The organism is Streptomyces sp. NPDC043878 (assembly GCF_056435735.1).
This window is the reverse complement of the sequence record NZ_JBWKDW010000037.1, coordinates 37,828-63,935: the sequence shown is the minus strand read 5'-3', so window position 1 is coordinate 63,935 and position 26,108 is coordinate 37,828. Positions and strand designations below refer to the sequence as shown.

Here is a 26,108-nt window from a genome sequence, read left to right as displayed (position 1 = left end):
CCCCCCCCCCCCCCCCCCCCCCCCCCCCCCCCCCCCCCCCCCCCCCCCCCCCCCCCCCCCCCCCCCCCCCCCCCCCCCCCCCCCCCCCCCCCACTGCCGGTCCTCGCGGGTGCCTGCGTCCTCGCCTACTGGGCCGCGCCGCGCGTGAACTACGGCTGGCTCTTCCACCGCGACAGCGCCGAGGAACTCGGGGCGGCCCCCTGGGCCGGGCCCGCGACGACCCTCGCCCTCTTCGGGTGCTCAGCCGTCCTCGTCACCTGTTTCCTCGCGCTGGTGCCCGGCCGGCGGACGTGGTTCACCGTGCTGGGCTCGGGCACGCTGTACGGCTACCTGCTGCACGGTTTCGTCGTCCAGAGCGTCAACCACTGGCACGTGTACGAGCATGCGTGGCTGCACGGCCCGTCGGGGGAGATCGCCGTCACCGTCGTCGCCGCCACGGTCGTGACGGTGTTGTGCGCCCCGCCCGTGCGCCGGGTCTTCCGCTTCGCCGTGGAACCACGCGTGCCCTGGGCGTTCCGCCGGACCCGGCCGGGCGAGGCGCGGGCGCGCTGAGTCGCCGGGTACGGCACGGGACACGGAAGGCCGAGGTCGCGGTCGCGCGGCCCCGGCTTTCGGACGGTGTGATCCGTCGCGGCTTCCCGCCCGGATTGGTCTCGGAGAGAACTTCCCCCGATCGGGTGACCGACCCAATCCGGCAGGCCGTCAGGACCGGATTCCCGGTGTGACGGACGAAGCGAAGGAAGCGCGAAAAGCGAGGGTTCGGGCAGCGGGCGCTCCCGATGCGCCCCACCCTGACCCGACGGTTTTCGGCGCGGTCGCCGGCGTCCGTTCTCCGGCTCGGCATTCCTCTCTCGAGCCGCTTTCCGTCCCTTTCCGTGCACGTGCAGCGCTCGCCGCACCCCTCAGCAGCAGGAGAACTCCCATGAACACCCGCATCCGCCGTGTGGCCCTGACCGTGGCCGCCGCGGCCGTGCTCCCGCTGGCGCTCAGCGCCTGTTCCGACAACGGCAGCGACTCGGCCTCCCCGGACTCCGCCACGGCGTCCACGAGTGCGTCCACGAGCGCCGCCGACGACAGCATGGCCGGTGCGGGCGGCAGCGCCGGCCCGGCGGACGAGCCGTTCGGCCCGGCCTGTTCCGGGGTGCCGAAGAGGGGCGCCGGCTCCTTCGACGGCATGGCCAAAGACCCGGTCGCCACCGCCGCCTCCAACAACCCCGCCCTGTCCACACTGGTCACCGCCGTGAAGAAGGCCGGCCTGGTCGACACCCTCAACAACGCCGAGAACATCACGGTGTTCGCCCCCACCAACGACGCCTTCGCGAAGATCCCCAAGGCCACCCTGGACAAGGTCCTCAACGACAAGGCCCAGCTCACCAAGATCCTCACCTACCACGTCGTGGGCCGGAAGCTCACGCCCGCCGAGCTGACCGACGGTTCCTTCGCCACCCTGGAGAAGTCCAGGCTGACCACGGCGGGTTCCGGCGAGTCGTACACCGTCAACGACACCGCCAAGGTCGTCTGCGGCGACGTCAGGACCGCGAACGCCAACGTCTACATCATCGACACCGTCCTGATGCCGACCGCCTGAACGGACGACTCCCCGCACGCCGTGCGCCGGCGTGCGGGGAATGCCTGTGCCGTGGACGGCGGTTGGGGCTCAGCGCAGGAGGGCGCAGACGAAGTTCTCCTGGACGACACGCAGTCGCTCCAGCCGGGCCGCGTCGAGGGACGCGTTGGTCTGCCGGGTGATGGAGAACGTCAGCGAACGCCGGCCGTCCGGGGTCGCGGCCACCAACTGGGTGTATCCCGGGAAGTTGCCGGTATGGCCGAGCACGACGCCGCACCGGGTCGCGTAGCGGAAGATGCCCAGTCCGGCGGTGTTGCGGCCCGGGCCGGCCGGTTCGGACGCGCCGGCGATCCACCGCCGCTGCTCGCGCAGGACGCCCTCGCCGTACAGTGCGCCTCCGGCGTAGCCCCGTACGAACCGGGTCATGTCGGCCGGGGTGGAGACGATGCCCCCGGACGCCCAGACACCGGAGGCGCTGAGGATCTCGCTGACGTCCTCGGGGGCCGCGGGATCGCTCATGTCGTAGCCGTGCAGGTAGGGCTCCGGCATGCGGTAGCCCTGCGGCAGGCTGGTCGCGCGCAGGCCCAGCGGCCCGTAGACCAGCTCGCTCAGGAGCCGTTCGTACGACTTATGGGTGACCGCTTCGGCCATCAGGGCGACGGCGATGTTGTCGGAGTTGGAGTACTCGTACTCGCTGCCCGGTGTGAACCGCAGCGGTTCGTCGGCGACGTAGTCGAGCAGACGGCGGGAGTCGAAGTGATGCCGCGGGTCGGCCGTGACCACCGCGCGGAACCCGGCGTCGCTGCTGAAGTCCGGTAGGCCGCTGGTGTGGCGGAGTAACTGACGCAGCGTCACCGAGCCCCAGGCTGCGGGCAGTCGGGGGAGCCGCCGGCGCAGTGTGTCGTCCAGGCCCAGGGCGCCCCGGTCGACCAGGCTCAGCGCGACCGCGCCGCTGAACGCCTTGGCCGTGCTCGCGATCCGCATGTGGTCATCCGCACGCGGTGCCCGGCCCGTCGCGAGGTCGGCGACCCCGGCACGCAGGACCCGGGTGTCCTTGTCGCTCCGCAGGACGGCGATCACTCCCGGCGGGCCGCCGGACTCGCGCACGAGCCGGTCGAGCTGCCGTTGCAGCGCGGAGTCGTCCGTGCCGACGGCGGCGGTGGCCGCCGTGCCGGTCACGGCGGGGGCCAGCGCCGCCAGACAGGCGGCCGCGCCGGCGAACACGGTGCGCAGCCGCGGGTGCCGCCGGGTACGACGGGGTACTGCGGGGGGTAGAGGCACCAGCACTCCTGGGTCAGGTCCCGGAGGAGCGGGCAACAACGGCCTGGTTCCTGTCCGCGGCGTCCAGGAGCTGCTGGAAGCGGGTCATACAGGGCAGACAGTGGCGGTTCGTCTCGTCCGAGCCCGGTCCGTGTGCGGACAGCTCGATCCCACAGAGACTGCCGGATCCCTGCCGCGCCACCACGTGCCACACCAGCTCGGCGCTTCCTGTCTGCGGACCTACGCACATCTCGTACACGAGGCGACTCCCTTGGTGGCGATGCCTCCAGCACATCGCACCCCCGCGGCCACGTCCTGATGAGAGGGCCGTTCGCGTGAATCCCTCCGCGCCGATCCGCCCGCGCGCACGGCACACGAACGACCGGCGGCCGGCCCCGTGCAGGGGGCCGGCCGCCGGTCGTCGCAAGGGACGAACAGGTGTCACATCCCGCCGCGCCGGGTGCGCCTCAGCAGCAGGAAGCCGCAGACCAGGAGCACCGCGCCGGCCGCCGCCGGCCACAGCTGGGCGCCGGTCTCGGCGAGCCCGCCCCGGTTCGCCTGGGGTTGCGTCTGCGCGGCGGCCTGGGCGCCGACCTCGCTCGACGAGGTGACAGCGGCGCTCGGCTGACCGCCGGCGAGGTCGTCCGAGGTGTTGTCCGAGGGGGCGGAGGGCGCTGAGGGGGCGTCCGCAGAAGGCGCGGCGCGGTGGGTGGACGCCGACGTCGTGTAGACCTTCGGTTCGTCGCCAGCGGAGCTACCGGAGTCACCGGACCCGCCGGACCCCTTGGAGCCACCGGAACCGCCGGCGCCACTGCCGTTGCCCGACCCGTTGCCGGACCCGTTGCCCGACCCGTTGCCGTTTTCGTCGCCCTTGCCGTCGCCGGATCCGTTGGAGCCGTCCGACCCGCTGGAGGCGTTGCCGCCGCCGGAGGTCGGCGTCGCGGCCGGGGGCTGGGAGGACGCGTCGTCACCGGGGGTACCGGGATCCGCGCTGTCGTTCCCGCCGGCCGGGGGCTCGGGCGTGGCCGTCGGCTCGTCGCCATTGCCGTTGCCGTTGCCGCCGGGCTCCTGCTCCGCGCCCGCACCGCACGTGCGGCCCTGGTTGATGCAGTCGACCAGCTTCCCCATCAGGTCCTCGTCGAAGACGTTGATGAAGTCGCCGTGGTCGGTGACGGGCTTGTGCAGCTGTTCGGGGAAGGAGTCCACCGCGAACAGCGGAGTGGTTTTGCCGCCGTCCTGGAGGCTCGGCGCGTCGACGTCGTAGACGATGCGCTGCGACAGCTGCGGGATGGCCTGGAAGCCGGCCGGGCAGGCGCCGTCGGCCTGGGCGAACGCCACGTGGGTACGGTGGTTGGCGCTGTCGATGTTGCGGCCGTCCCAGCAGCTCTGGAACTTGAAGGTGCGCACCACGTCACTGCCCTGCGGGCACAGCGGGTACTTGTCCTTCAGCTGGCGGTCCTCGAACCCGGTGCAGCTCCAGGACGCGTTGGCGTTGGCCGTGCCGTTGACGAACGCCTTGGCGTCGCCGGTGATGATCCGCAGCAGCCGCGGCATCGCCGTCACCTTGCTGCGCGGACTGCCCACGAACGTGAGCGTGACGTCCTTGGGCGTCACGATCTCACCCGCGTTGCCCTCGGTGCCGCCGCCCGGGGCACCGGCGTCCTTCTCCTGTGTGCCGTTCTGCAGGCGCAGGACCGGCCAGTAGTACGTCGACCGGTCGCCCTTGTCCTCACAGCTCGTGTCGCCCTTGGCCAGGTCGTCGTCGCTGGCGAAGGCGTTGTTGGCCTGGTTGCCCACGTAGTCGTGGAAGTGGTGGGCACCGTTGCCCACGCCGGGGGCGACGATGACGTTGTCCGAGTTGAACAGGCCGTTCGCGTTCACCCCGCAGCGGGTGGTGAAGGTGCCGGTCGACGCGTCCGACTGCGGGCTCGCTGCCTGCGCGTCGGGCTGGACGGAGGTGATGTCGGCGTAGTCGGCGGCGACCGGGCCGTTGCCCGCCTGACCCCCGTTGCCCGCCTGCTGACCGCCCTGGTCCTGGCCGCCGTCGCCCGCCTGCTGACCGCCCTGGTCCTGGCCCGCCTGGTCGCCGCCGTTCTGGCCGACGCCCGTCTGCTCCGGGGCCTCGCGCAGGGTGCAGGGTGCCAGGTCGTCGATGCCCTGCGGACGGTCGCCCACCCGCTCGATGGCGGACGCGATGCGCCCGATCGTGGCGGCCCGGTCCTCCTTGAGCGGGTTCATGATTCCGCTGTCGACGTCGGCGCGGTCCTTCTCGCCCGCCCGCGCCGGGTCCTGGAGCCGCTGGTAGGCCGCGGCTATCTGCCCGTCCAGAACGGCCAGTTCCTTGTCGACCTCCTCCCGGGCCTCGTCCGGGACGGTGGTCAGCCGGTCCCCGACGTCGGGGCAGTCGATCGTGGCCGCCGCCGAGACGGGTGAGCTCTCGGGCCCCGAGTCCTCGGTGGCGGAGGCGTACACGTTCGCCGCCACGAGTCCGCCGCCGCCCAGCATCAGTGCCACCGCTGCGAAGCTCGCTCGTCGTGCGCCTGTTGGGCGTCTGCGCTTGTTGCGTCCCACGAAATACTCCCGCGCGTCTCGACCGGCCGGGCATAGCAAGCCCCCGTCAGATACGAGGAGATGAGTCGTTGTGTTCAACCGACCCGGAAATTCTCAGGAACCTCGTAGGAAACGTCCGACGCGGCAGGTCACGGTGGTCGCACGGGCAGGGGTCCCGGTGCTCGCCGTCGGCCGGGGCGGCGTGGTTCCGGTCCGCCACCGTACTCGCCGCGGCGGCGGTCGCAAGCCCCTCGGCGCGGACGTCGCAGCCGCCGTTCCGCCCGGGCCGTCGGGCCGTCGCGTCTCCCGTCCCGTCAACGTGCGGAAAGCGGCGCGTCCACCCCCGATGTGCCAGGGTGGGCAGGACTCTGTGTGAGGAGGACCGGTGGACTGGCTCGTGTTCGCGCAGAAGATGGCTTCCATGGCCCGGGATCTTCTGGCGCAGGAGAGCGTGAACGCCACCCTGGAGGCCACCACGGCCGCGGCGGTGGAGCTGGTGGAGGACTGCGACGCGGCGGGGATCCTCGTCCTGTCCGGCGGCCAGGTCCGGTCCTACGCGCCGACGGAGCAGCTGGTGGTCGACAGCGACCGGCTCCAGGAAGAGCTGCAGGAGGGGCCCTGCTTCGACGTGGCCCGGCCCGAGAACGACGAGCGGGTGTTCCGTGTCCACTCCTTCGCCGAGCCCTCCGAACGCTGGCCCGCCTATGTGCCGCGCGCCCGCGACCTCGGGGTGGGCAGCATGATGGGGTTCCTGCTCTACACCGAGGAGGAGGAGCTGGGGGCCCTGAACGTCTACTCGCGCGAGGCCGGCGTCTTCACCGACGCCACTGAGACCGCCGGGTGGCTGCTGGCCTCCCATGCCGCGGTGGCCCTCGCCGGCGCCCGCAACGAGGCGCAGATGCGGGAGGCCATCGCCACGCGGCACACCATCGGCGAGGCCATGGGCATCCTCATGGGCCGCCACCACATCACGCAGGAGCAGGCCTTCGACGTCCTGCGCAAGCACTCCCAGGCGACGAACACCAAGCTGCGCGACATCGCCCGCCGGGTCTGCGAGACCGGCAGCCCGGGGCAGTGAGCCCGTCCGCCGGTCGGGGCCGGCCGGAGATCGGACCGGTCCGTGGCCGACGGCGAATGGGCCGGTGGGTGGACGACGACGAATGAGCCGGTGCGGGGTGGGGACTCGGTGACCACCGCATGCCCACACCATTGGAGCACCTCATGAGTCTCTTGCGCGTGGCCGGCCGACCCATGCTCGCGTCGATTTTCGTCGTCGGCGGGCTGGCCTCCCTCCGCGACCCGAAGTCGGTGGCCCCGGCCGCCGAACCCGTCGTACGGCCGGTGACCGAGCGTGTCTCGGCGCTGCCGGACCGCACCGAACAGATCGTGCGGCTCAACGGTGCCGTGCAGGTGGCGGCCGGTGTCCTGCTGGGTCTGGGCCGCATGCCCCGCTCGGCCGCCCTGGCCATCGCCGCCACCCTGGTGCCGACCACCCTGGCCGGGCACCGCTTCTGGGAGGCGGAGGACCCCTCCGACCGGGCCCAGCAGCGCATCCACTTCCTCAAGAACCTGTCGATGCTCGGCGGACTGCTGATCGCCGCCGACGACACCGCCGGCCGGCCGTCGCTGGTGTGGCGCGGCCGCCACACCGTGCGGGACCTGGAGCGGGACGCGCGGCTGATCCGGCGCTCCGTGCGCGCCGCCGGGCGCCCCGCGGCGGCGGCCGCCGGCCTCCGGGCCAAGCTGCCGGTCTGAGGCGCGCGGTCTGCCGGCGGGCGCCGGCAGACCGTCCGGACGCGGGCGGTGGCCGCCGTACGGCCGCTCAGACGAAGCGGGCGAGTGCCTCGGTCAGCTCCGCGGGCTTCTCCACGGGGAGTTCGTGGCCGGCGTCGATGATACGGATCACCGCGTCCGGATAGTCCTTCGCCATCCGCAGCATCTGCGAGACGGGCAGCTGGATGTCGTGGTAGCCGTGCACCAGCAGGGTGGGAGTGCGGATCTCGCCGACCCGGTCGAGGACGTCGAAGGCCCGCATGGCGCCGTACAGCGTCATCACGACCTCCCGCGGCAGGGACGCGGAGGCCCGGACGTAGGAGCGGATCTCCTCGCGCGGGTAGCCGGGGGCGAAGGCCCGCTGGATGTTGGTGGCGACGAAGAGCCTGAACGGCACGAGGGTCGACGCCGCCATCAGCAGACCCCTCCCCCGGCTGTAGGTCATACGGCCGATGGAGTTGACGAGCACCATCCGCTCGACGCGCTCGGGGTGGGCCAGCGCGATGGTCTGCGCGATCATCCCGCCCATCGAGTGGCCGACGACGACGAACCGGTCGACCTTCAGATGGTCGAGCAGGGCGAGGACGTCCCCCGCCAGCTCCGCCACCGTGCGGACGCCCGCCCCGCTGCTGTCCCCGTGCCCGCGCAGGTCGAGGCGGATGACCCGCCGTTCCCGCGAGAAGTGCGCCAGCTGGTGGTCCCAGCGGTGCCGGTTCGCCGTCCAGCCGTGGACGAAGACCAGGGGCACACCGGCGTCGTCGCGCGGCCCCTCGTCGTCGTACGTCAGTGTGGCGCCGTCGACCTCGAGCTGCGGCATGCCGGTGTCCCCTCCTGCATTTGCGGTTACTGGCCAGTACGGTAGCTGTCCGCCCAGGCCGGCGTCACCGTCGCGAGCCCAGGAAGCCGAGGATGTGACCGAACACGTCGAGGGCGGCGCCCCGGCCGATGAACGTGTCGAGGTGGCCGTAGCCGGGGATCTCCGTGTAGGTCACGTCGAGTTGGGGCTGCCGGTGGGCCAGCACGTCCTTGCACAGCTTCTGGGAGTCCAGCCACAGCCCGTTCTCGCTGCCGGCCAGCAGCAGGACCGGCGTGTCGATGCGGCCGGCCGCGTCCAGCGCGTTGGGCGGCAGGGCGCGGTAGCGCTGGTCGGTGTCGTGCCAGCGGACCACGGTGCGGGCCAGCTCGATGCGGCGCAGGTGCGGCAGGATCCACAGCGGGGCGGGCCCGAGGAGTTCCGCGAGCCGGTCGTGGGTGGTGTCGGTGAGGTTCTCGTGCGCGAAGAGCGAAGCGCCCGTGCCCCAGGCGGAGTTGTGCAGGATCTGGCAGGTCGGGTCGGGACAGTCCGCCTTGCGGGACGCCAGCGCGAAGAGCGGGGTGTACTTCGACCACAGGCCGACCTTGCGGAAGTCGACGGGGATGTGGTCGATGCGGGACTTCAGCAGTTCCCCGGCCAGCGTCATGCGCAGCGAGGTGCGGCCGGCGAGTTTCGGGGTGAGGAACACGCCCTGCGACACGACACCCGCGAGGCCCGGCACCAGGCCCGCCGTCATGCTCAGCGACAGGGTGAGCGAGCCGATGCAGTGGGCGACGACGAACAGGGGGCGGTCGGCGCCGATGCGGGCGCGGATGTGGGCGACGGCCGCCGGGATGTCGTACAGGGCGACGTCGTCGTAGGTGTACCTCCCGCCGGTCTCGTTGTAGGGCAGCCGGCAACTGCCCCGCCAGTCCAGCAGCCACGGCTCGTAGCCGTCGTCGAGCAGGACGTCGACGAGGTTGCGGGTCTCCGGCAGCAGGAACATGTCGGCGGAGGCGGTGTGGCCGTGCAGCAGCAGGACGGCCGGACGGTCCCGCTCACCGCTGTCGACGCGGGTCAGGCCCAGCCGCACGCCGTCCCCCGCGTGCAGCGGGATCTCCTCGACGACCGCCGGGTGCAGACGGTGGCGCAGCGGGCGCGGCGTCGTGCCGGTGCGGGTGCGGCGCAGGGCCGGCCGGGTCCTGGTGTTCGCCTTGATGATCATCGGTTGTGCTCCGTGGGGGTCTGGGTGCGGCGCAGGTCGAGCAGGTCGGCGGCGGCCCGGGCGAAGGGACCGAGCAGGCCGCGGCCCATCTCCAGGCCGAACCAGGCGAGCCAGGTCAGTTTGGCGGCGCGCTTCTCGCGGCCGGTCAGACGCGGGTCGACCCTGATGCCGTCGATCTGGTCACGGACGTAGGACTCCGCGGGGACGACGACCTCGCCCGCCAGGCTCGCCGCCTCGCCCTCGCGCCCGATCTCGACGCTCAACGCCCGGGTCTGGCGCCACACATCACGGCGGGCGCGGGCGTACTTACGGCCCTCCAGCCACCAGCGGCCGCCGTCCACGTCGGTCAACTGGAGCCGGTAGCGCAGAAGTTGATGACGCATGCCGTGTTGCTGGGGGATGCCCTCGTCCGGGCGGACCCACACGTCGCCGCGTTCCACGGTCAGCGGCTCGGGGTGGAGCGCCGTACAGCCGAGCCGGCCGTGCGCATCGACCCGCCGCTCCGTGACGAGTTGGTGCATGCTCGCGATGGAGAGCGTCAGCTCCATCGAGCAGTCGGTGGCGCGGGCGGTGGTGCCGATGGGGCGGACACTGCCCTCGGTGGTCTCGGAGAACCACAGGTAGGGCTGGTCGTCCCTGTGCGGGAGGCGGGCCAGGCCGTCGCGGGCGAGCTTCTCGAACGTCCGGAGCTGCGCCCTGGCGTCGTAGCGGGCCGCGGGCGCGAGGCCGAGGGCGGCGGTGACCGCGGCCGTGCGGTCCATGCCGGCCGCGGGCCCCGTGAGGGTCGCCTCGCACAGCTTCAGCGCCGCAGGGTTCTGCAACACCCGCTCCAGAAAGGCGAGTTCGGGGATCGGGTCGGCCTGGAGGCGGGCCAGCGCGTCGGCCCGCCACTCCTCCCAGCCGTGCACACGGACGTGCATGCCGCCGAGTGCCATGTCCGCCACGACGTCGTCGAGGGTGTTCGGCACACCGGTCAGGTTGTAGTCGAAGCCCCAGGCGTCGGGGGCGCAGATCACGCCGACGGCGGCGCGGCTCACCCAGTCCACGGGCGCCGCGTTGAGATGCCGGAACGCCGGTACCGTGCGGAAGCGGCCGAACGCCGAGATCAGGCCGCTGCTGAGGTCCTGGGGGTTGTGCGCGCCGGTCCGGGTGTGGCCGCCGATGCCGCCCGGCCGCAGGGCGGTGACGACCAGGCCGTGGTCGCGGGCGCGGCGCAGGGCGACCTCGGCGGCCCACTTCGTCTGGTCGTAGCCCGCTATCAGGCGGTCGACGTGGGCCAGCGGGTCGTCCTCGCCCATGGAGGTGATGCCGACCTCGTTGAAGACGGCGATCGAGGAGATGTGGTGCAGGGGCTTCGGACGCCCGGCCGACGCCAGTTCGGCCAGGGTCAGCGCGCCGAGGACGTTGCTGGAGCGCAGCGAGTGGTAACCGCGCAGGAAGTCCACGGCCGCCGCCACGCCCACGACACTGTCCAGCTCATGGGCCAGCGTGTGCCACAGCTCGTCGGACAGCCCGAGACGCGGACGGCGGATGTCGCCGGCCAGCACCGTGACGCGCCGCCGCACCTCCGAGGACCAGGGCAGCTCGTAGCCCGTGAGGGCCTCGGCGAGCCGGGCCGTGGCCGCCGCCTCGTCCGACCCGCGCACCAGGCAGTACACGTGCGCGTCGCTGTGCCGCAGCAGGTCGAGAAGCATGTGGCTGCCGAGGAAACCGGTCGCGCCGGTCAGCAGGACGCGGCGCGGAGGCAGGGGCTCGGGCGAGCCGGTGAAGGGCAACCGGTCGGCGAGCGCGAGGTCGGCCAGGATCTGGTCCAGGTCCTCGCGGCGGGCGGTGGAGTACGGGGGGAGGCCGGCGGTGGAGTACCGGGCGACATCGGTGGTGGCGGCCGGCATCGGGGTGGCGGCCGGCATGGTGCTGGTGGCGGCCGGGTCCGGGGTGCCGGTCGCCCGGGCCGCGGGTATCGCCGGGGCCGCGGGGGCCGCCGTGACCGCCGGGGGCGCCGGGGTGGGGACCGGTGCTCCCCCGGTGGCCTCCAGCCAGCGCCGGGCGAGGCTGCGCGGGCGGGCGTCGGCGAACACCTCGTCCAGGTCGACCTCCATGCCCAGCTCGTCCTCCAGGGTGGCGACGAGCTCCACCGCGTTCACCGAACTCCCACCGGCGTCGAAGAAGTCCGCGTCCGCGGACAGGTGCCCGCCGGGCAGGAAGCGGCCGGCCGTGGTGGCGATGACGGCGGCCAGGCCGTCCAGATCCAGGACGGGGGAGCCGGCGACCGGCGCGGCGACGACGGCGGGATCGGGTCGGGCGCCCGTCCCGGGGCCGCCGGGCGGGAGGACGGCGGCAACCGCTTCCGCTCCCCCCGGCGGACGTACGGCGGCACTCGCGTCCGCCTCACCCGACGCCACGTCCCCGTCCCCGTCGCCGTCCCCGTCATCGGGCCGGGCCGCGGACCGCATGACCCGGGCGAGCAGGTCGCTCACGCCCGGTCCGCCGCCGCCCCGCTCGATCTCCTCGGCGGTCTCCCGCTGTCCGGCGTGTGCCGGTGCGGTCTCGTTCGTCTCAGGCATGGAAACCCTTCACGCTGTACGCGGTCCTCTCGTCATTGCTGCCCCGGGTCGTGGCCGGCCCGGTCACTGCTGCCGCCAGGAGCGGAACGCCCGCAGGTGCTCGGGCGTGCCGACCGCCTCCAGTCGCTCGTCGTCCGGCTCGCCGCCGCCTAGGGCGGCCAGCAGACGCCGTGCCGGCGCGTTGCGCGCGGTGCGCTCGGCGGTCAGCCGGATCTTGGTGCAGCCCAGCTGCTCGGCCCGGTCGGCGAGCCAGCCCAGCATGCGTTCCTCGACGCCCCGGCCGAGCGCTCGGCAGCTCATCAGCCAGGCCAGTACGTCGAGTCGGTCGCCCTCCGCGCGGACGGCGAGCAGGCCGATCTGGCCGTAGTCGCCGAAGCGGTCCCGGGCCGCGGCCGTCCACACCTCGCCCCGCTCACGCCACCGGGCGAGGTCGCCGCCGTCCGCCGAGCGGCCGCGCAGGGTGAACTGGTTGGTGCGGCGCACGAGTTGCTCGGCCCGCGCCGCTCCGTCCGGCGACAGCTCCCGCAAGTCGACGCGCAGGTCGAGCTGGTCGAGGAACTCCTCGAAGCCGGCCTGGTCGCGGACGGCGTCCCGTTCCCGCTCCTGCTCGTAGAAGCGTGCCCGCAGGGCGTCCTCGGCGGTGGCCGCCGCCGGGACCAGGGGCCACAACCGGTCGAGGAACGCGGTGAGTTCGGCCTCCGGAGGGCAGGTCACCGACAGGACCTGGGGCAGCGCCGACCGCATCTTCGCGATCTCGGCCGGGTTGTCGTCGAGGAACAGGAAGCTGTCGAGACCCAGGTTCAGGGTGCGTGCGGCATCGGCCACCCGGACCGGCTTGGGCTCCCAGGCGGCGGACAGGACGCTGAAGTGCTCGGCCTTCAGCAGGCTCTCGGGGCGGTCGAGAACTGCGCGGACCGTGTCCTCGTCGTTGTTGCTGACCAGGGCCAGCAGCACGCCTGCCGCCCGCCACCGCAGGAGCCTGCGGGCCAGCAGTTCGCGCGGCCCGGAGAGGTCGACGGCGAGCGGCCCGGTCTCTCCGGCGACCCCGCCCCACAGGGTCTCGTCGCCGTCGACCACGATCACCTTCGGCGTGGGGCGCCGGACCGCCCGTACGGTCTCCGCCAGGCGCAGGGCCACCGCCGCCTGGAAGTGCGGGGTGAAGGGCAGGTGGGCCAGGCGTTCGGTCCGCTCGTCGAAGCGTTCTTCGACGGTGTGGTCGCGTGTCCAGTCGTCGGGCCGCAGCACGGCGATGCCGGGGAGTTCGGCGAGTTCGCCGGCGACCTCCCGCTCCCAGCGGGTCAGGCGGTCCTCGGGGTGGGCGGTGGGCAGGAAGCCGACGATCAGCGGCTTGCGGGTGCGCTCGGCCAGGGCGCGCAGCGCGGCCGGGTACGCGTCGCGCAGTTCGGCGAGCAGCGCGTCGTCCACCGGACCGAAACGCTGGAGGTCGGCCGCCCGCACCAGCACCACGCCGGCCGCCACGGCGGGGTCGGCGAAGACGCCGGAGGGGTCCTGCACCGCGGCGAGCACCTGGTGGTATGGGGCTTCCGTGATCGTGGTCGTCCCGCCGTCCCCGGTGCCCTCGTCGACCGCCGCCGCGTACAGCGCGGGGAGGTTGCCGAGCGCGAAGGTGGCGGCGAGGGCGAGTGGGGGCCGCGGGACGGCACCGGCGCCGGCCGCGCGGTCGGTCGCGGGCGGCGCCTTCCCGACCGCCGGCGCGGACGGGGTGTCCGCCGTCGCCCCGGACGCCGTCCCCTTGACGTGTACCGGGCTCCCCGGGTCGTCGGCCGTCTCGTCCAGCAGCCGTACGAGGTCCTCGCCCAGCGCGGTGGCGGTCTCCGCGTCCAGGATGTCGAGGCTGTGGTCGAGGCGGACGCGCCCCGCGTCCGGGGTCATGGTGATCATCAGGTCGAGGTCGGAGTGGCCCGTTCCGGCGGGCAGCACCTCCAGCCGGGTGAGGGGGCCGGACGCCGACCGTACGTAGTTGAAGTACACCTCCACCAGCGGTGCGTTCGGCCGGTGCAGTCCCTGCCGGGCCAGCGTCGGCAGGACGTCGGAGAACACGGCGCCCTTCGCCAGGATCCTCGCGAGGCGGCTGTCGGTGCGGCGCAGCACCTCCGCGACCGGCTCGCCGGCCCGCGCCTCGGCCGGGAACGGCACCGGTACGCCGAAGAAGCCCAGCGCGTCGAAGGCGTCGGCGTGCATGCGCGTGTCCACCGGCACGGCGAGCACGAAGCGTTCGCGCTCCGCGCGCCGGGCCAGCAGCACGGTCAGCGCGCCCAGGCAGAACGCGGCGGGTGTGACCGCGAGCCGGCTCGCGGCCGCCGAGACGCGTTCCATGAGTCCTTCGGGCAGGGCGACGGTGACGCTGCCCGCGCGGTAGGACCGGTGTGCCGGGCGCGGCCGGGCGAGCGTGAGGTCCAGGCGGGCGCTGCCGTGGAAGGCACGACGCCACTCGGCGGCGCCGTCGGCGTCCTCCCGGGTCCGCCTCGCCCCCTTGGTCTGCTGCGCCTCGACGAGCAGGTCGAGGTCGCGGTTGCTGATGGTGTCGTCCAGCGGGGTGCCGGACAGTTCTGCGTCGATCTCCCCGGCCACGAGCAGCAGGGACTGCAGGTCGCTCACCGCGTGGTGGGCGCCGAACACCAGGGTCTGGCCGTGTGCGCCGCCGTCCAGCAGTTCGAAGCGCCACAGCGGCGGCCGGGTCAGGTCGAAGGGCGGTTCGAGGAGCAGTCGGAGCCCTTCGGCCGCGTCGGGTCCGGCCTCGGTGGTGACCGGTGTCCAGCGCAGCAGTGGCTGCGTCAACTCCCGCTGGACGCGCAGCTGTCGGCCGCCTTCCGGGCCGGTGACGATCGCGGTGCGCAGGGCCGCGTGCCGTGCCGCGAGGCGGGCGAGGATGCCGGTGAGCGTGTCGTGGGTGGTCGCGGACATGAGCCGTACGGCGAGGCCGACGGCGTGCGCCGCGTCCGGCATACCCGGCTGGGCGCTGCGCAGCAGCCGTACGACATCGCGGGTGGCGGGGAGGACTGTGCTGTCGGGTATCCGCGCGGCGCGCTCCACGGGACGCGGCTGCCCCGGGGGCGCGGTGGCGGCGTCGCGGTCGGGCAGAGCGCGGTCCAGGGTGCGGGCGAGGCCGCGCAGGTCGGTGGCCGAGAACAGGGCGGCGGCGGGAAGTTCGACGCCGAGCTCGCGCACGAAGGCGTTGCGCAGCCGTACCAACATGAGGGAGTCCAGGCCGAGTTCCTTCAGGCCCGCGGTCGGGGACACGTCCGCGGTGCCGCCGGACACCTCGCCGACCCTGGCCCGTACGTACGCTTCGAGGCGCTCGGCGCGGTCCCGGTCCGTCGGCGCGGTGAGGATCTTCCTGACCAGGTCGTCGGCGCCGGGGGTGGTCGCCGGGGCGGTGACGAGGTCGGCCAGGATCGGGCGGGTGCGGGCCGCGTCCGGGTCGAGGGCCAAAAGTTCCCAGTCCAGGGCGACGGGGGCGAGCTGGCGGCGCGAGGTCGCCATCACCCGGTCGAGGAGTTCGCCGCCCTCCTGCGGGGTGAAGGCGATCAGACCCGACCGGCCGGTCTCGTCGGCCCGGGCGCCGGAGGCCGCGACCATGCCGACCTCCGCCCAGGCGCCCCAGTCCAGGCTCAGGGCCCGGCGTCCGGTGCGCGAGAGATGGTGGGCCCACGCGTCCAGGAAGGCGTTGGCCGCCGAGTACGGGCTCTGCCCGGCCGAGCCGAGGAGTCCGGCCACCGACGCGAACAGGACCAAGTCCTCGGCCTCCGGCACGAGTTCGGTGAGCAGGGCGGTGCCCAGGACCTTGGGGGCGAGAACGCTGAGGACGCGTTCGTCGGTCAGGTTCGCCACCGTCGCGTCGTCGAGGACGCCGGCCGCGTGGACGACCGTGGTGATGGGGCCGGCTTCCTGCCGTACGGCGTCCAGTGCGGCCGTCAGGCCGGCGCGGTCGGCGACGTCGGCGCGCACCAGGCGCACGCTCACCCCGCGCTCCTCCTGTGCCGCGATCCAGCGCGCCGCGTCGGGGGTGGGGATGCCCCGGCTCAGCAGGGCCAGCCGGCGGGCCCCGCGACGCACCAGGCGTTCGGCCGCGACACGGCCGAGGCCGCCGAGTCCGCCCGTGATCAGGTGGACGCCGTCCGGTGTGACGCGGCCGTGGCCGGCGTCGTCCGGGCGGGTGCGGGTCAGGCGCGGGACGAGACGGCCCTCGGGGCGCAGCGCGACCAGGCGTTCGTCGTCGGCGTGGCGCAGTTGCGTCCACAGTGCCTCGGCGCCGCCGGTGGGCGGCAGGTCGATCAGCGTGCTGCTGAACTCCGGGTGCTCCTGCGCCACAGCGAGCCCGAAGCCCCAGGCCAGGGCCTGTTCGGGGTGGGCCACCCGGGTGCTGCCGCCGGCGGCCTGGCTGCCCCTGACCACCACGAACAGGCGGGGCGGTCGACCCTCGGGACGGTCGGTGAGGGCGCGGACCAGGTGCAGGGTGTTCAGGCAGCACAGCCGGGCCGCCTCCCGGGCGGACGCGGTGTCGGTGACCGGCGGTGCGTCCAGGGCCGACAGCTGGACGACCCGGCGGGGCGGGCCGTCCGGGAACGCCTCGTCGAACAGCCGGGCCCACTGCCGCGGATCGGCCGGATCGAGCACGTACTGTCCGTCGCCCTCGGCGGCGAACGCCCGCCCCCGACGGACGCCGACGTACGGCACGGACGCGGCGCGCAGCCGCGCGGTGAGGTCGCCGGCCACCGAGCCGTCGTCGGCGACGATCAGCCACGTGCCGTGCGCCGGAAGCTCCTTGGCGGCGGGCCGCGGTTGCCAGCGGGTCTCGAAGAGTGCGCCGTCCAGCGGTGAGAGGGCGGCGAGCTCGAACTCCTCGGCCTCCAGCACGAGTCGGTCGTGCTCGTCCCACAGTCTCAGGTCAAGCGTCGCCCGGTCGCCGTCCACCGAGCGCAGCCGGCAGGTCACCCACACCGGCGGGGTCCGCAGGGCGGTGTACCGCAGCCGTCCCACAGCCGCGGGCACGAACGCCCGTCCCTCGGGAGCGTCCTGGGGCAGGGCGGCGGTGTGGAAGGCCGCGTCGAGGACGGCCGGGTGCAGCAGGTGCCCGGCGTCGGGCCGTGCGGCCAGCCGGCCCAGCGCCTCCGTGCCGGTACGGCGCCCCTCCTCGAGTCCGCGGAAGGCGGGGCCGTAGTCGATGCCGAGGGCCGCGAGCCCGGCGTAGACGGGCGCCAGGTCGACCACCTGCACGGCGGACGCACGCAACCGGGCGAGTTCCTCACCCGGGTCGCCGACGGGATCCGCGGCGGGATCGGCGGTGCCGACGGACATCCGCCCGCTGACGTGCCGCTGCCACGGCGCGCCCCGCTCGCCGGCCGGAGCCGAGGCGACGGTGAACTCACGCCGGCCGTCCTCGGCGGGTCGCAGGACCAGTTGCAGTCGCACGGGGGTGTCCGGGTCCAGCCGCAGGGGTTGCGCGAACCGGACGTCGGACAGCCGTATGTCATCACCGTCCAGCAGTGCGGACGCGGACTCCAGGGCCAGGTCGAGGAACGCGGCGGCCGGCAGCCAGACCTCGCCGGTGACCCGGTGGTCGGTGAGATACGCGAAGCGGCTGTCGCGCAGGTCGAGGTCCACCTGGAAGAGGTGGCGGTCGGACTCGTCGCTGGCCTCGACATGGGTGCCCAGGAGCGGCGAGCCGTGGCCTGCCGGGGCGAGGGGGTCGGGGGTGATCCAGTGGCGTTCACGGGCGAAGGCGTAGGTGGGCAGGTCGGTGCGGCGGCCCGCCGGGAACAGGACGGACCAGTCGGGGGTGTGACCGGCCGCGTACAGCTCGCCCAGTCCGCGCAGCAGGACGTCCTGACCGCCCTGTTGGCGGCGCAGCGAGGCCACGCTCACGACGTCGACGCCGGCCTCGGCGGCCACCGCCTCGATCGACGGGCCGAGCGAGGGGTGCGGGCTGAGCTCCACGAACGTGCGGTAGCCGTCGTCGAGCAGGCGCCGGACGGTGTCGGCGAAGCGCACGGGCTCGCTGAGGTTGCCGAACCAGTACCCGGCGTCCAGCCGCTCCCCGGCGACGGGCTCGGCCAGCACGGTCGAGTACAGCGGCGTCGAGGTGGCCGATCCGGTGATCCCGGCCAGCCGGTCGAGCAGGTCCGCCCGGAGCGGTTCCATGAGCGGGGTGTGCGAGGCGAAGGGGGTCGAGAGCCGGCGGGCCGGGACGCCCCGCTCCTCCAGGTGGGCACGCAGGGCGTCCAGCGCCTCGGTGTCGCCGGAGACCGCTGTGGACTGCGCGCTGTTGACGGCCGCGACGAACAGCCGGCCGGCGTACGGCGCCAGCAGCGTCTCCGCCTCGGCACGCGGCAGTTCGACGGCGAGCATGCCGCCCCTGTTCTCCAGCGGTACGACGGCACGGGCACGCCCGGTCACCACGGTGACGGCCTCCTCCAGGGTGAGGGCGCCCGCGGTGTAGGCGGCGGCGATCTCTCCCAGGCTGTGTCCGGTCACCGCGTCGGGGGTGACGCCGAGGGCACGCCAGGCGGCGGCCAGCGCCGCGTTGACGGCGAACAGCACCGGTTGCAGGAACTCGGTTCGGGCGAGCGGCGTGACGTCCTCCGGCGCCCGCAGCGCGGTGAGCACCGACCAGCCGGCCTGCCGGAGCACCGCCTCGTCGATCCGGGCCAGTTCCTCGCGGAACGCGTCGGAGCCGGCCATCAGGTCCAGCGCCATGCCGGGCCACTGACCGCCGTGACCGGCGAAGACGAACGCCACCTTGCCCGCCGGCTCCTCGCGGGGCGGCGTCGGAGCTGTCCGTCCGCTCGCCAACGCCTCCAGGCCGTCGAGGAGTTCGTCCCGGCCGGCCGCCACCACGGCGGCCCGGAGCTCGAAGTGGCTGCGGTGCCGGGCCAGCGTGTACGCCAGGTCCGGCAGCGATGCCTCCTCCGGCACGTGCGCGGCCAGCCGTGCGGCCTGGCCGCGGAAGGCCGCCTCGCCGCGCCCGGACACCGTGAACAGGAGTGGTCTCGCGTCCTTCCGGGACGCCGCGGGTGCCGCCTCCGCTCCCGGGGCCTCCTCCACGACGACGTGCGCGTTGGTGCCGCTGATCCCGAACGCGCTCACGCCGGCCCGCCGAATCCGTCCGCCCTCGGGCCAGTCGGCCGGTTCCCGCAGCAGACTCAGCCCGCTGTCCGCCCAGTCCACGTGACGGCTGGGGGTGCCCGCGTGCAGGGTGCGCGGCAGCTTCCGGTGGCGCAGTGACTGCACCACCTTGATCAGTCCGGTCACGCCCGAAGCGGCCTGCGCGTGGCCGATGTTGGACTTGAGGGACCCCAGACGCAGAGGGCGGTCGTGGGGGCGCGAGCCGCCGAACACCGCGGCGAGCGCGTTGGCCTCGATCGGGTCGCCCAGGGTGGTGCCCGTCCCGTGCGCCTCGACGTGGTCGATGTCGGCGGGCGTCAGCCCGGACAACTCCAGCGCGCGCCGGATCACTTGCTCCTGCGCGGGGCCGTTGGGCGCGGACAGGCCCTGGCTGCGGCCGTCCTGGTTGACGGCGGTGCCGCGCAGGACGGCGAGTACCTCGTCGCCGTCACGCCGGGCGTCCGCGAGCCGCTTCAGTACGACCATGCCGGCGCCCTCGGACCAGATGGCGCCGTCGGCGTCGTCCGAGAAGGACCGGCAGCGGCCGGTCGGGGACAGGCCGCGCAGCCGGCTGAACTCCACGAAGGTCTGCGGGGTCACCATCAGTGTCACCCCGCCGGCCAGCGCCAGGTCGCACTCGCCCGCCCGCAGCGCCTGGGCCGCCAGGTGGACGGCCACCAGGGACGAGGAGCAGGCCGTGTCCACGGTCATGGCCGGGCCGGTGAGGCCGAGGGTGTAGGCGAGCCGGCCGGAGGCCACGCTGAGCGCCTGGCCGGTGCCGACGTAGCCGTCCAGCTGGTCGAGCCGGATGCCGGACAGGTAGTCGCTGCCGAACATGCCGACGTACACGCCGGTGGTGCTGCCCGCGAGGTCGGCGGGCACGAGGCCGGCACGCTCCAGCGACTCCCAGGCCGTTTCCAGCAGCAGCCGCTGCTGGGGGTCCATGGCCGCGGCCTCCTTCGGGGTGATCCCGAAGAATCCCGCGTCGAAGCACTCCAGGTCGTCGAGGAAGCCGCCCTCGCGGGCGTAGGACTTGCCGGGGGCGTCGGGGTCGGGATCGTAGAGCGCCTCCAGGTCCCAGCGGGCGGCCGGGAAGGGCCCGACGGCGTCCCGGCCCTCGGCGACCAGGCGCCACAGCCCCTCGGGATCGTCGACCCCGCCGGGCAGCCGGCAGGCCATCCCCACCAGCGCCACCGGTTCGTCGGCGGCCGCGGTGGCCGGGCGGGCGGGGCGTGGACCGGGCGCGGTCCGTCCGGTCGTAGGGCCGCCGGTCGCGAGGGCCGTGACCAGCAGGTGGGTGGCGAGCCGGGCCGGGGTGGGGTGGTCGAACAGCAGGGTGGCGGGCAGCTTGGCGCCGATCCGGGTGCCGATGCGGTTGCGCAGGTCGACCGCCGTCACCGAGTCCATGCCGAGGTCGCGCAGCGGCTGGTCGGCGGGGACGGAGTCCGCCGCGCGCAGACCGAGGGCGTGGGCGGCCTCCTCGCGGACCAGGGCGAGGACACGTTCGGCGCGTTCGGGCTCCGGGAGCCGGACGAGACGGTCCGCCAGGCGGTGTGCCGCGCCCTGTCCGGCGGGGGGCGGGGGCAGCAGGGACCGCCACAACGCCGCCGTACCGCTGTCGCCGGTGGCCGCGGTGGCCGCGGTGGCCCGCAGGCGGGGCAAATCGAGCGCCCAGGCGACCAGGTGCGGGGAGCCGCGCCGCAGGGCGAGCCGGACGAGGTCGCGGCCCTGGTCGGGGCTGAGGGCGCGGTGGCCGAGGCGGGCCATGCGGTCGAGGTCCGCGTGCTCGGCGGCCAGGCCCCCGCCCGACCACGCGCCGAAGGCCACGGAGACGGCGGGCAGGCTCAGCGCCCTTCTGTGGTGGGCGAGTTGGTCGAGGAAGACGTTGGCCGCGGCGTAGTTCGCCTGGCCCGCGTTGCCGACGACACCGGCGGCCGAGGAGACCAGCAGGAAGAGGTCCAGGGGCAGGTCGGCGGTGAGCCGGTGCAGATGGGCGGCGCCGTCCACCTTGGGGCGGAGCACCCGCGTGAGTCGTTCGGGGGTCAGCTCGGCGACCACGCCGTCGGCCAGGACGCCGGCGCAGTGCACGACTCCGCGCAACGGCGCCTCCTCACCGATGCCCGCGAGTACGCCCGCCAGGGCGGACGCGTCGGCCACGTCGCAGGCGACCACCTCGGCGTCCGCCCCCAGGGCCGCGACTTCGGCGACCGCTCCGGCGGCGCGCGGATCGTCCGGTCCCTGACGGGACGTCAACAGCAGTCGAGGGACGCCGTTTTCAGCCAGCAGTCGGGCGAGATGAAGGCCGACCGCGCCGAGTCCGCCGGTGATCAGAACGGTGCCCGCGGTGGGAAGCGTGGTGCGGGGCGCCTCGTGGTGCGGGCGCGGGTGCGCGTCCTGCGGGGTGGCGGCCTGCTCGCGTCGCTCGTCCGGCGCTGTCGGGGGCACTCCGTCGGTGCGGGCGCGCACCAGCCTCGGCGCCAGCATCCTGCCTTCGCGTACCGCGAGTTCGGGCTCGGCGACCTGGGTGACGGCCGCCGCCAGGGCGGCCGACGGGTCGCAGCCGTCGAGGTCGAGGAGGCTGAGCCCGAGGTCCGGGTGCTCGGTGCGGGTGCTGCGGGCCAGCCCCCACAGTACCGACTGGGCGAGACCGGGCACGGTGTCCCCGTCCGCCGCCGCGACCGCCCCACGGGTCACCCACACGACCCGGGCGGGCGCCTCACCGGCCGGCAGCGCGAGCAGCGCCCGCACCTCGGCCAGAGCGGCGACCGCCAACGCGCCCGCACCGGTGGCCGGTTCGTCGCCGGGCTGGGGACGCGGCCAGAACCGCACGACAACCCCGGAGCCCGCACCGCCGGTCCACGGGCCCGCGTCCGCCGCTCCGGACGGGCCCGATGCGGCGGGGCCGCCCGTCCCGGCGTTCGGGTCCGAGGCGCCCGGCTGGGCGCCCGCGTCCGCCGTCACACCGGGCGGGATCAGCGGGGCCGGTCCTTGCCCGGTGTTCGGGCCCGGCAGGCCCAGCAGCGGGCCGGTGTTCCGGGTGGTCGCTCGGATTCCCGCCGCTGTGAGGGCGTGGAGGGCCGCGGTGATGTCCGGGTCCGACGGGTCGCCCACCAGGGTCCATGGCTGGTCCGTGTCGGGACGGTCCGACGGGTCGCCCACCAGGGCCCATGGCTGGTCCGTGTCGGGCGGGCCCGGCCGGTCGGTCGGCGTGGTCGACCGTGTGTCCGCGGCCTGCGGTGGGCCGGGAGTGACCGCCGTCCAGGCGATCTCGTACAGGTGCCGGGCGTTCTGCGACCCGGCGTCCAGGTCGGCCGGGTCGGCGGCCCGCAGTCGTACGCCCTCCAGTCGGCCGGCCGGGAAGCCGTCGGTGTCCCACAGCGTCACGTCGAGCGTCAGGTCGGTACCGGATCCGCCGGTCCGCCGCACGGACGCGGTCAGGTCGGTCGCGCCGCCCGGTGGGAGGACGCAGCGGCCCACCGACACGGGCAGCAGCACCCGGCCGTCGGAGGCGTCGAAGGCGGCGGCCACCTGAAGTGCCGCGTCCAGCAGCGCCGGGTGGAGCGGGTAGGGGTCGCTCGCGTCGCGGGCGGCCGTCGGCAGGGACAGCCGGGCGAGCAGTGCGCCGTCCTGCCCGGCGACGGCGTCCCGTACGCCCTGGAAGGCCGGTCCGTAGCCGAGGCCGAGGCCGGAAAGTCGCTCGTACGTCTCCTCGCTCCAGGCCGGTGCGGCCGTGTGCGGCCACACCGGGGGCGGGCCGGTGTCCTCGTCGGCCGGCTCGGCCGCCGACGCGGTGGCGTGCAGGGTCCAGCCGGTGCCCTCGTCGCCGCGCGGGCGGCTGTACACGGTGATCTCCGTCGCGGGACCGGTCACGGACACCTCCACGGACACCTCGACCGTGGAGGTGGCGGGCAGCGTGAGCGGCGCGAGCAGGAGCAGGTCGCTCACGTCGGCCGGGGTGTCCGGGCGGGCCACGGCGAGCGCGGCGCGGCACATCTCCATCACCGTGGTGCCCGACACCACGGTCCGGCCGAACACCGTGTGGTCCCCCAGCCAGTCCGCGGTGGCCGGGGACCACTCGTCGCGGAAGGTCCAGCGCGTCTCGTCCGCCGACTGCAACTGGATACCGAGCAACGGGTGGGCAGCCCGGTCCAGGAGGCCGGAGGTGCCGGTGGCGGGCGCGGCTTCGGTCCAGTGGCGGCGCGCGTCCCAGGCGTACGTCGGCAGGTCGGCGGCCGTGGTGTCGGGGACCAGACGGCGCCAGTCCACCGGCTTCCCGTGGACGTGGAGTTCGGCGGCGGCGCGGTCCAGGCAGGCGGGCCCGTCCTCGTCGCGGCGCAGCGATCCGACGGCGACGAGGTCACGGCCGGTGTCCTCGGCGACCGTGCTCAGCGCGGTGAGCAGGGACGGGTGCGGGCCCACTTCGACGAAGTACCGGTAACCGTCGGCCGTCATGCGCTCGACGGTGGGGGCGAAGCGGACCGGCTCGCGCAGGTTGTCGTACCAGTAGCCGGCGTCGAGTTCCCCGGTGACGGGCTCGCCGGTCACCGTGGAGTACCAGGCGACCGGTGTCGGGGAGGTGACGACGCCGTCGAGTTCGCCGAGGATCGTCCGGCGGACCGGCTCCACCTGGGCGCTGTGGGAGGCGTAGTCGACGTCGAGGCGGCGGACGAACACCTGTCGCCCCTCCAGTTCGGCGAGCAGGGCGCTCACGGCCGTCACCTCGCCGGCGACCACCGTGGCGCGCCCGCTGTTGACGGCGGCGACGCTGACCCGGCCGTCGTACCCGGCGAGGTGGTTCTCGACCTCGGTGTGCGGCAGGGCGACGACGGCCATGGCGCCGGTGCCGGACAGCTCGGTCAGGGCCTGGCTGCGCAGGGCGACGACCGCGGCCGCGTCGTTGAGGCTCAGGGCACCGGCGACGCAGGCGGCGGCGACCTCGCCCTGGCTGTGCCCGACGACGGCGTCGGGGCGGACCCCCCGGGCTCGCCACACGGCGGCCAGGGACACCATCACGGCGAACAGCACCGGCTGGACCACGTCGACCCGGTCCAGGGACGGAGCGCCGGCGTCGCCACGCAGGACCGCCGCGGGCGACCAGGTGGTGAACGGGCGCAACGCGGCGTCGCAGCGGTCGAGTTCGTCGGCGAACACCGGGTCGCGGTCGAGCAGGTCGCGGGCCATGCCCGGCCACTGGGAGCCCTGTCCGGGGAAGACGAACGCCACCTTGCCGCCCGGCACGGCCTGTTGGGGACCGGCGACCGCGTCGCCGCCGGGCCGGCCGTCGGCGAGTGCGCGCAGGGCGCCGAGCAGTTCCTCACGGTCGCCCGCCCGGACGACGGCGCGGTGCTCGAAGTGCGTGCGCCGGTGGGCCAGAGTCGCCGCCACGGCGCCCAGTGGCGCCTCCGGCCGGTCGAGGAGGGCGCGGTGGAGTCGCTCGGCCTGTCCCCGCAACGCCTGCGGGCTGCGGGCGGAGAGCGGGAAGAGGCAGGGCCCGGCCGGGGGCACCTCCTCACCGGGCGCGCCGGTCGAAACCGGGGCCGACCCCGGACTCGGCTGCTCCCCCACGAACGCCCGCGCCGCCCCCGGAACCGGCTGCTCCCCCACGGACGCCCGCGCCGGCTCCGGCGGTGCCTCCTCCAGCACCACGTGCGCGTTCGTCCCGCTGATACCGAAGGCGCTGACACCCGCCCGCCGCACCCGGTCACCATCCCGCGGCCACGCCTGGGCTTCGCCGAGGACGCGCAGGCCGCTCCCCGCCCAGTCGATGTGCTCGGTGAGTGTGTCCGCGTGCAGCGACGCGGGCAGGAGTTCGTTGCGCAGGGCCAGGACCGCCTTGATGACACCGCCGATGCCGGCGGCGGCCTGGGTGTGCCCGAGGTTGGACTTCAACGAGCCGATGCCGAGCGGCCGTTCGCCGGGCCGGCCCGGTCCGAACACGGCCGCGAGCGCCCGCCCCTCGATGGGATCGCCGAGCGGGGTGCCGGTGCCGTGGGTCTCGACGTAGTCCAGGTCCCCGGGCGTCAGCCCGGCCGCGTCCAGCGCGGCGCGCAACACCCGTTCCTGCGCGGGCCCGTTGGGGGCGCTCAACCCCTGGCTGCGGCCGTCCTGGTTGATCGCGGAGCCCTTGACGACCGCGAGGACCCGGTCGCCGTCCCGGCGCGCGTCCGCCAGCCGCTTCAGCAGCACGAGGCCGCAGCCCTCGGCCCACACCACACCGTCCGCGTCGGCGGAGAACGGGCTGCACCGACCCGACGGCGACAGCCCGCGCAGCCGGCTGAACTCGACGTGCCCGCGCGGGGTGACCAGCAGCGTCGCGCCGCCCGCCAGCGCGAGGTCGCACTCGCCGTCCGCCAGCGACCTGGCGGCCAGGTGCAGTGCGACGAGGGAGGACGAACAGGCCGTGTCGACGGTCACCGCGGGGCCCTGGAGGCCGAGGGTGTAGGCGATGCGCCCGGAGGCGACGCTCGCCGCCGACCCCGTGCCGACGTGCCCGTCGAGCTGGTCCAGCGCGGCCGAGGCGAGGTATCCGCTGTCGTAGAGGCCGAGGTAGACGCCGGTGGAGCTGCCGTTGAGGGTCTCCGGGACGATCCCGGCGCGTTCGATCGCCTCCCAGGTGGTCTGCAGCAGGAGCCGCTGCTGCGGGTCCATCGCGGCGGCCTCGCGCGGGGAGATGCCGAAGAAGGACGCGTCGAAGCGGTCGATGCCGGTGAGGTAGCCGCCGCGCAGGGAGTACGCCGTGCCCGCGGTCTCCGGGTCGGGGTCGAGCAGCCGGTCGGTGTTCCAGCGGCCCGCGGGTGCTTCGGTGACGGCGTCCGTGCCCCCGGCGAGCAGCCGCCAGAGCGCCTCGGGGTCGTCGGCGCCGCCGGGGAAGCGGCAGGCCATGGAGATGACCGCGATGTCGTCCCCGGTCCGCGGGGACCGGTCCGTGGGCTGCGGCCGGGCCGCCACCAGGCTGCCGGGCCGGTCGTCGAGGACCGCCTCGGCGAGTTCGGCGATGGTGGGGTGCTCGAAGACGAGAGCGGGGTTGAGGGAGCGTCCGAGGTGCTCGGACAGGTTCGCGGCGAGTGTGACCAACTGGCGTGACCCCAGACCGAGTTCGGCGATCGGACGGTGCTCACCGACGGCCACCGGATCGAGTCCGGCCGCCTCGGCGACGGCCGACGTCAGCCAGGCCCGTACGCCCTCCGAGGTCGTGACGGACGGTGCGGGGAACTGCTTCGGAGACTCGTTCGCAGGCATGTGAAGAGGTGT

Annotated in this window: 11 protein-coding genes; 4 read left to right on the top strand and 7 right to left on the bottom strand. The window is 74.4% G+C overall.

Annotated features, from left to right (window positions below):
* The first annotated feature begins 144 nt into the window (after window positions 1–144).
* Entirely contained in the window at window positions 145–552 is a 408-nt protein-coding gene (locus AC07AZ_RS35280) for a hypothetical protein (RefSeq protein WP_478854834.1), read from the top strand.
* 370 nt (window positions 553–922) lie between these two features.
* The gene (locus AC07AZ_RS35275) at window positions 923–1,588 is read left to right on the top strand and encodes a fasciclin domain-containing protein (protein ID WP_478854833.1); all 666 of its coding nucleotides are present in this window, start codon (window positions 923–925) and stop codon (window positions 1,586–1,588) included.
* Between the two features lie 69 nt (window positions 1,589–1,657).
* On the opposite strand, the gene AC07AZ_RS35270 is transcribed toward AC07AZ_RS35275, so the two are convergent.
* From AC07AZ_RS35270 to AC07AZ_RS35260, 3 genes are all read right to left on the bottom strand, one after another.
* Window positions 1,658–2,848, bottom strand: a complete 1,191-nt coding sequence (locus tag AC07AZ_RS35270) for a serine hydrolase domain-containing protein (RefSeq protein WP_478854832.1) — start codon at window positions 2,846–2,848, stop codon at window positions 1,658–1,660.
* 13 nt (window positions 2,849–2,861) lie between these two features.
* Window positions 2,862–3,086, bottom strand: a complete 225-nt coding sequence (locus AC07AZ_RS35265; protein ID WP_478854831.1) for a hypothetical protein — start codon at window positions 3,084–3,086, stop codon at window positions 2,862–2,864.
* 182 nt (window positions 3,087–3,268) lie between these two features.
* On the bottom strand, window positions 3,269–5,332 hold the full coding sequence (locus AC07AZ_RS35260; RefSeq protein WP_478854836.1) for a DUF1996 domain-containing protein: 2,064 nt from the start codon (window positions 5,330–5,332) through the stop codon (window positions 3,269–3,271).
* Window positions 5,333–5,762: 430 nt separating this feature from the next.
* Between AC07AZ_RS35260 and AC07AZ_RS35255 the strand changes: the two genes are divergently transcribed.
* Window positions 5,763–6,455, top strand: coding sequence for a GAF and ANTAR domain-containing protein (locus AC07AZ_RS35255; RefSeq protein WP_478854830.1), 693 nt, complete (start codon window positions 5,763–5,765; stop codon window positions 6,453–6,455).
* A gap of 143 nt (window positions 6,456–6,598) precedes the next feature.
* A complete protein-coding gene (locus tag AC07AZ_RS35250; RefSeq protein ID WP_478854829.1) occupies window positions 6,599–7,132 on the top strand; it encodes a DoxX family protein in 534 nt (177 codons plus the stop codon).
* A gap of 67 nt (window positions 7,133–7,199) precedes the next feature.
* On the opposite strand, the gene AC07AZ_RS35245 is transcribed toward AC07AZ_RS35250, so the two are convergent.
* From AC07AZ_RS35245 to AC07AZ_RS35230, 4 genes are all read right to left on the bottom strand, one after another.
* Window positions 7,200–7,967 carry an alpha/beta fold hydrolase gene (locus AC07AZ_RS35245; RefSeq protein WP_478854828.1) on the bottom strand — a complete coding sequence of 256 codons (768 nt, stop codon included), beginning with the start codon at window positions 7,965–7,967 and terminating at the stop codon, window positions 7,200–7,202.
* A 64-nt stretch (window positions 7,968–8,031) separates the two neighbouring features.
* A complete protein-coding gene (locus AC07AZ_RS35240) occupies window positions 8,032–9,168 on the bottom strand; it encodes an alpha/beta hydrolase (RefSeq protein ID WP_478854827.1) in 1,137 nt (378 codons plus the stop codon).
* Window positions 9,165–11,732, bottom strand: a complete 2,568-nt coding sequence (locus AC07AZ_RS35235; protein ID WP_478854826.1) for a thioester reductase domain-containing protein — start codon at window positions 11,730–11,732, stop codon at window positions 9,165–9,167. The genes AC07AZ_RS35240 and AC07AZ_RS35235 overlap by 4 nt, the downstream gene beginning before the upstream one ends.
* 63 nt (window positions 11,733–11,795) lie before the next feature.
* Window positions 11,796–26,096 carry an SDR family NAD(P)-dependent oxidoreductase gene (locus AC07AZ_RS35230; protein WP_478854825.1) on the bottom strand — a complete coding sequence of 4,767 codons (14,301 nt, stop codon included), beginning with the start codon at window positions 26,094–26,096 and terminating at the stop codon, window positions 11,796–11,798.
* Window positions 26,097–26,108: the final 12 nt, after the last annotated feature.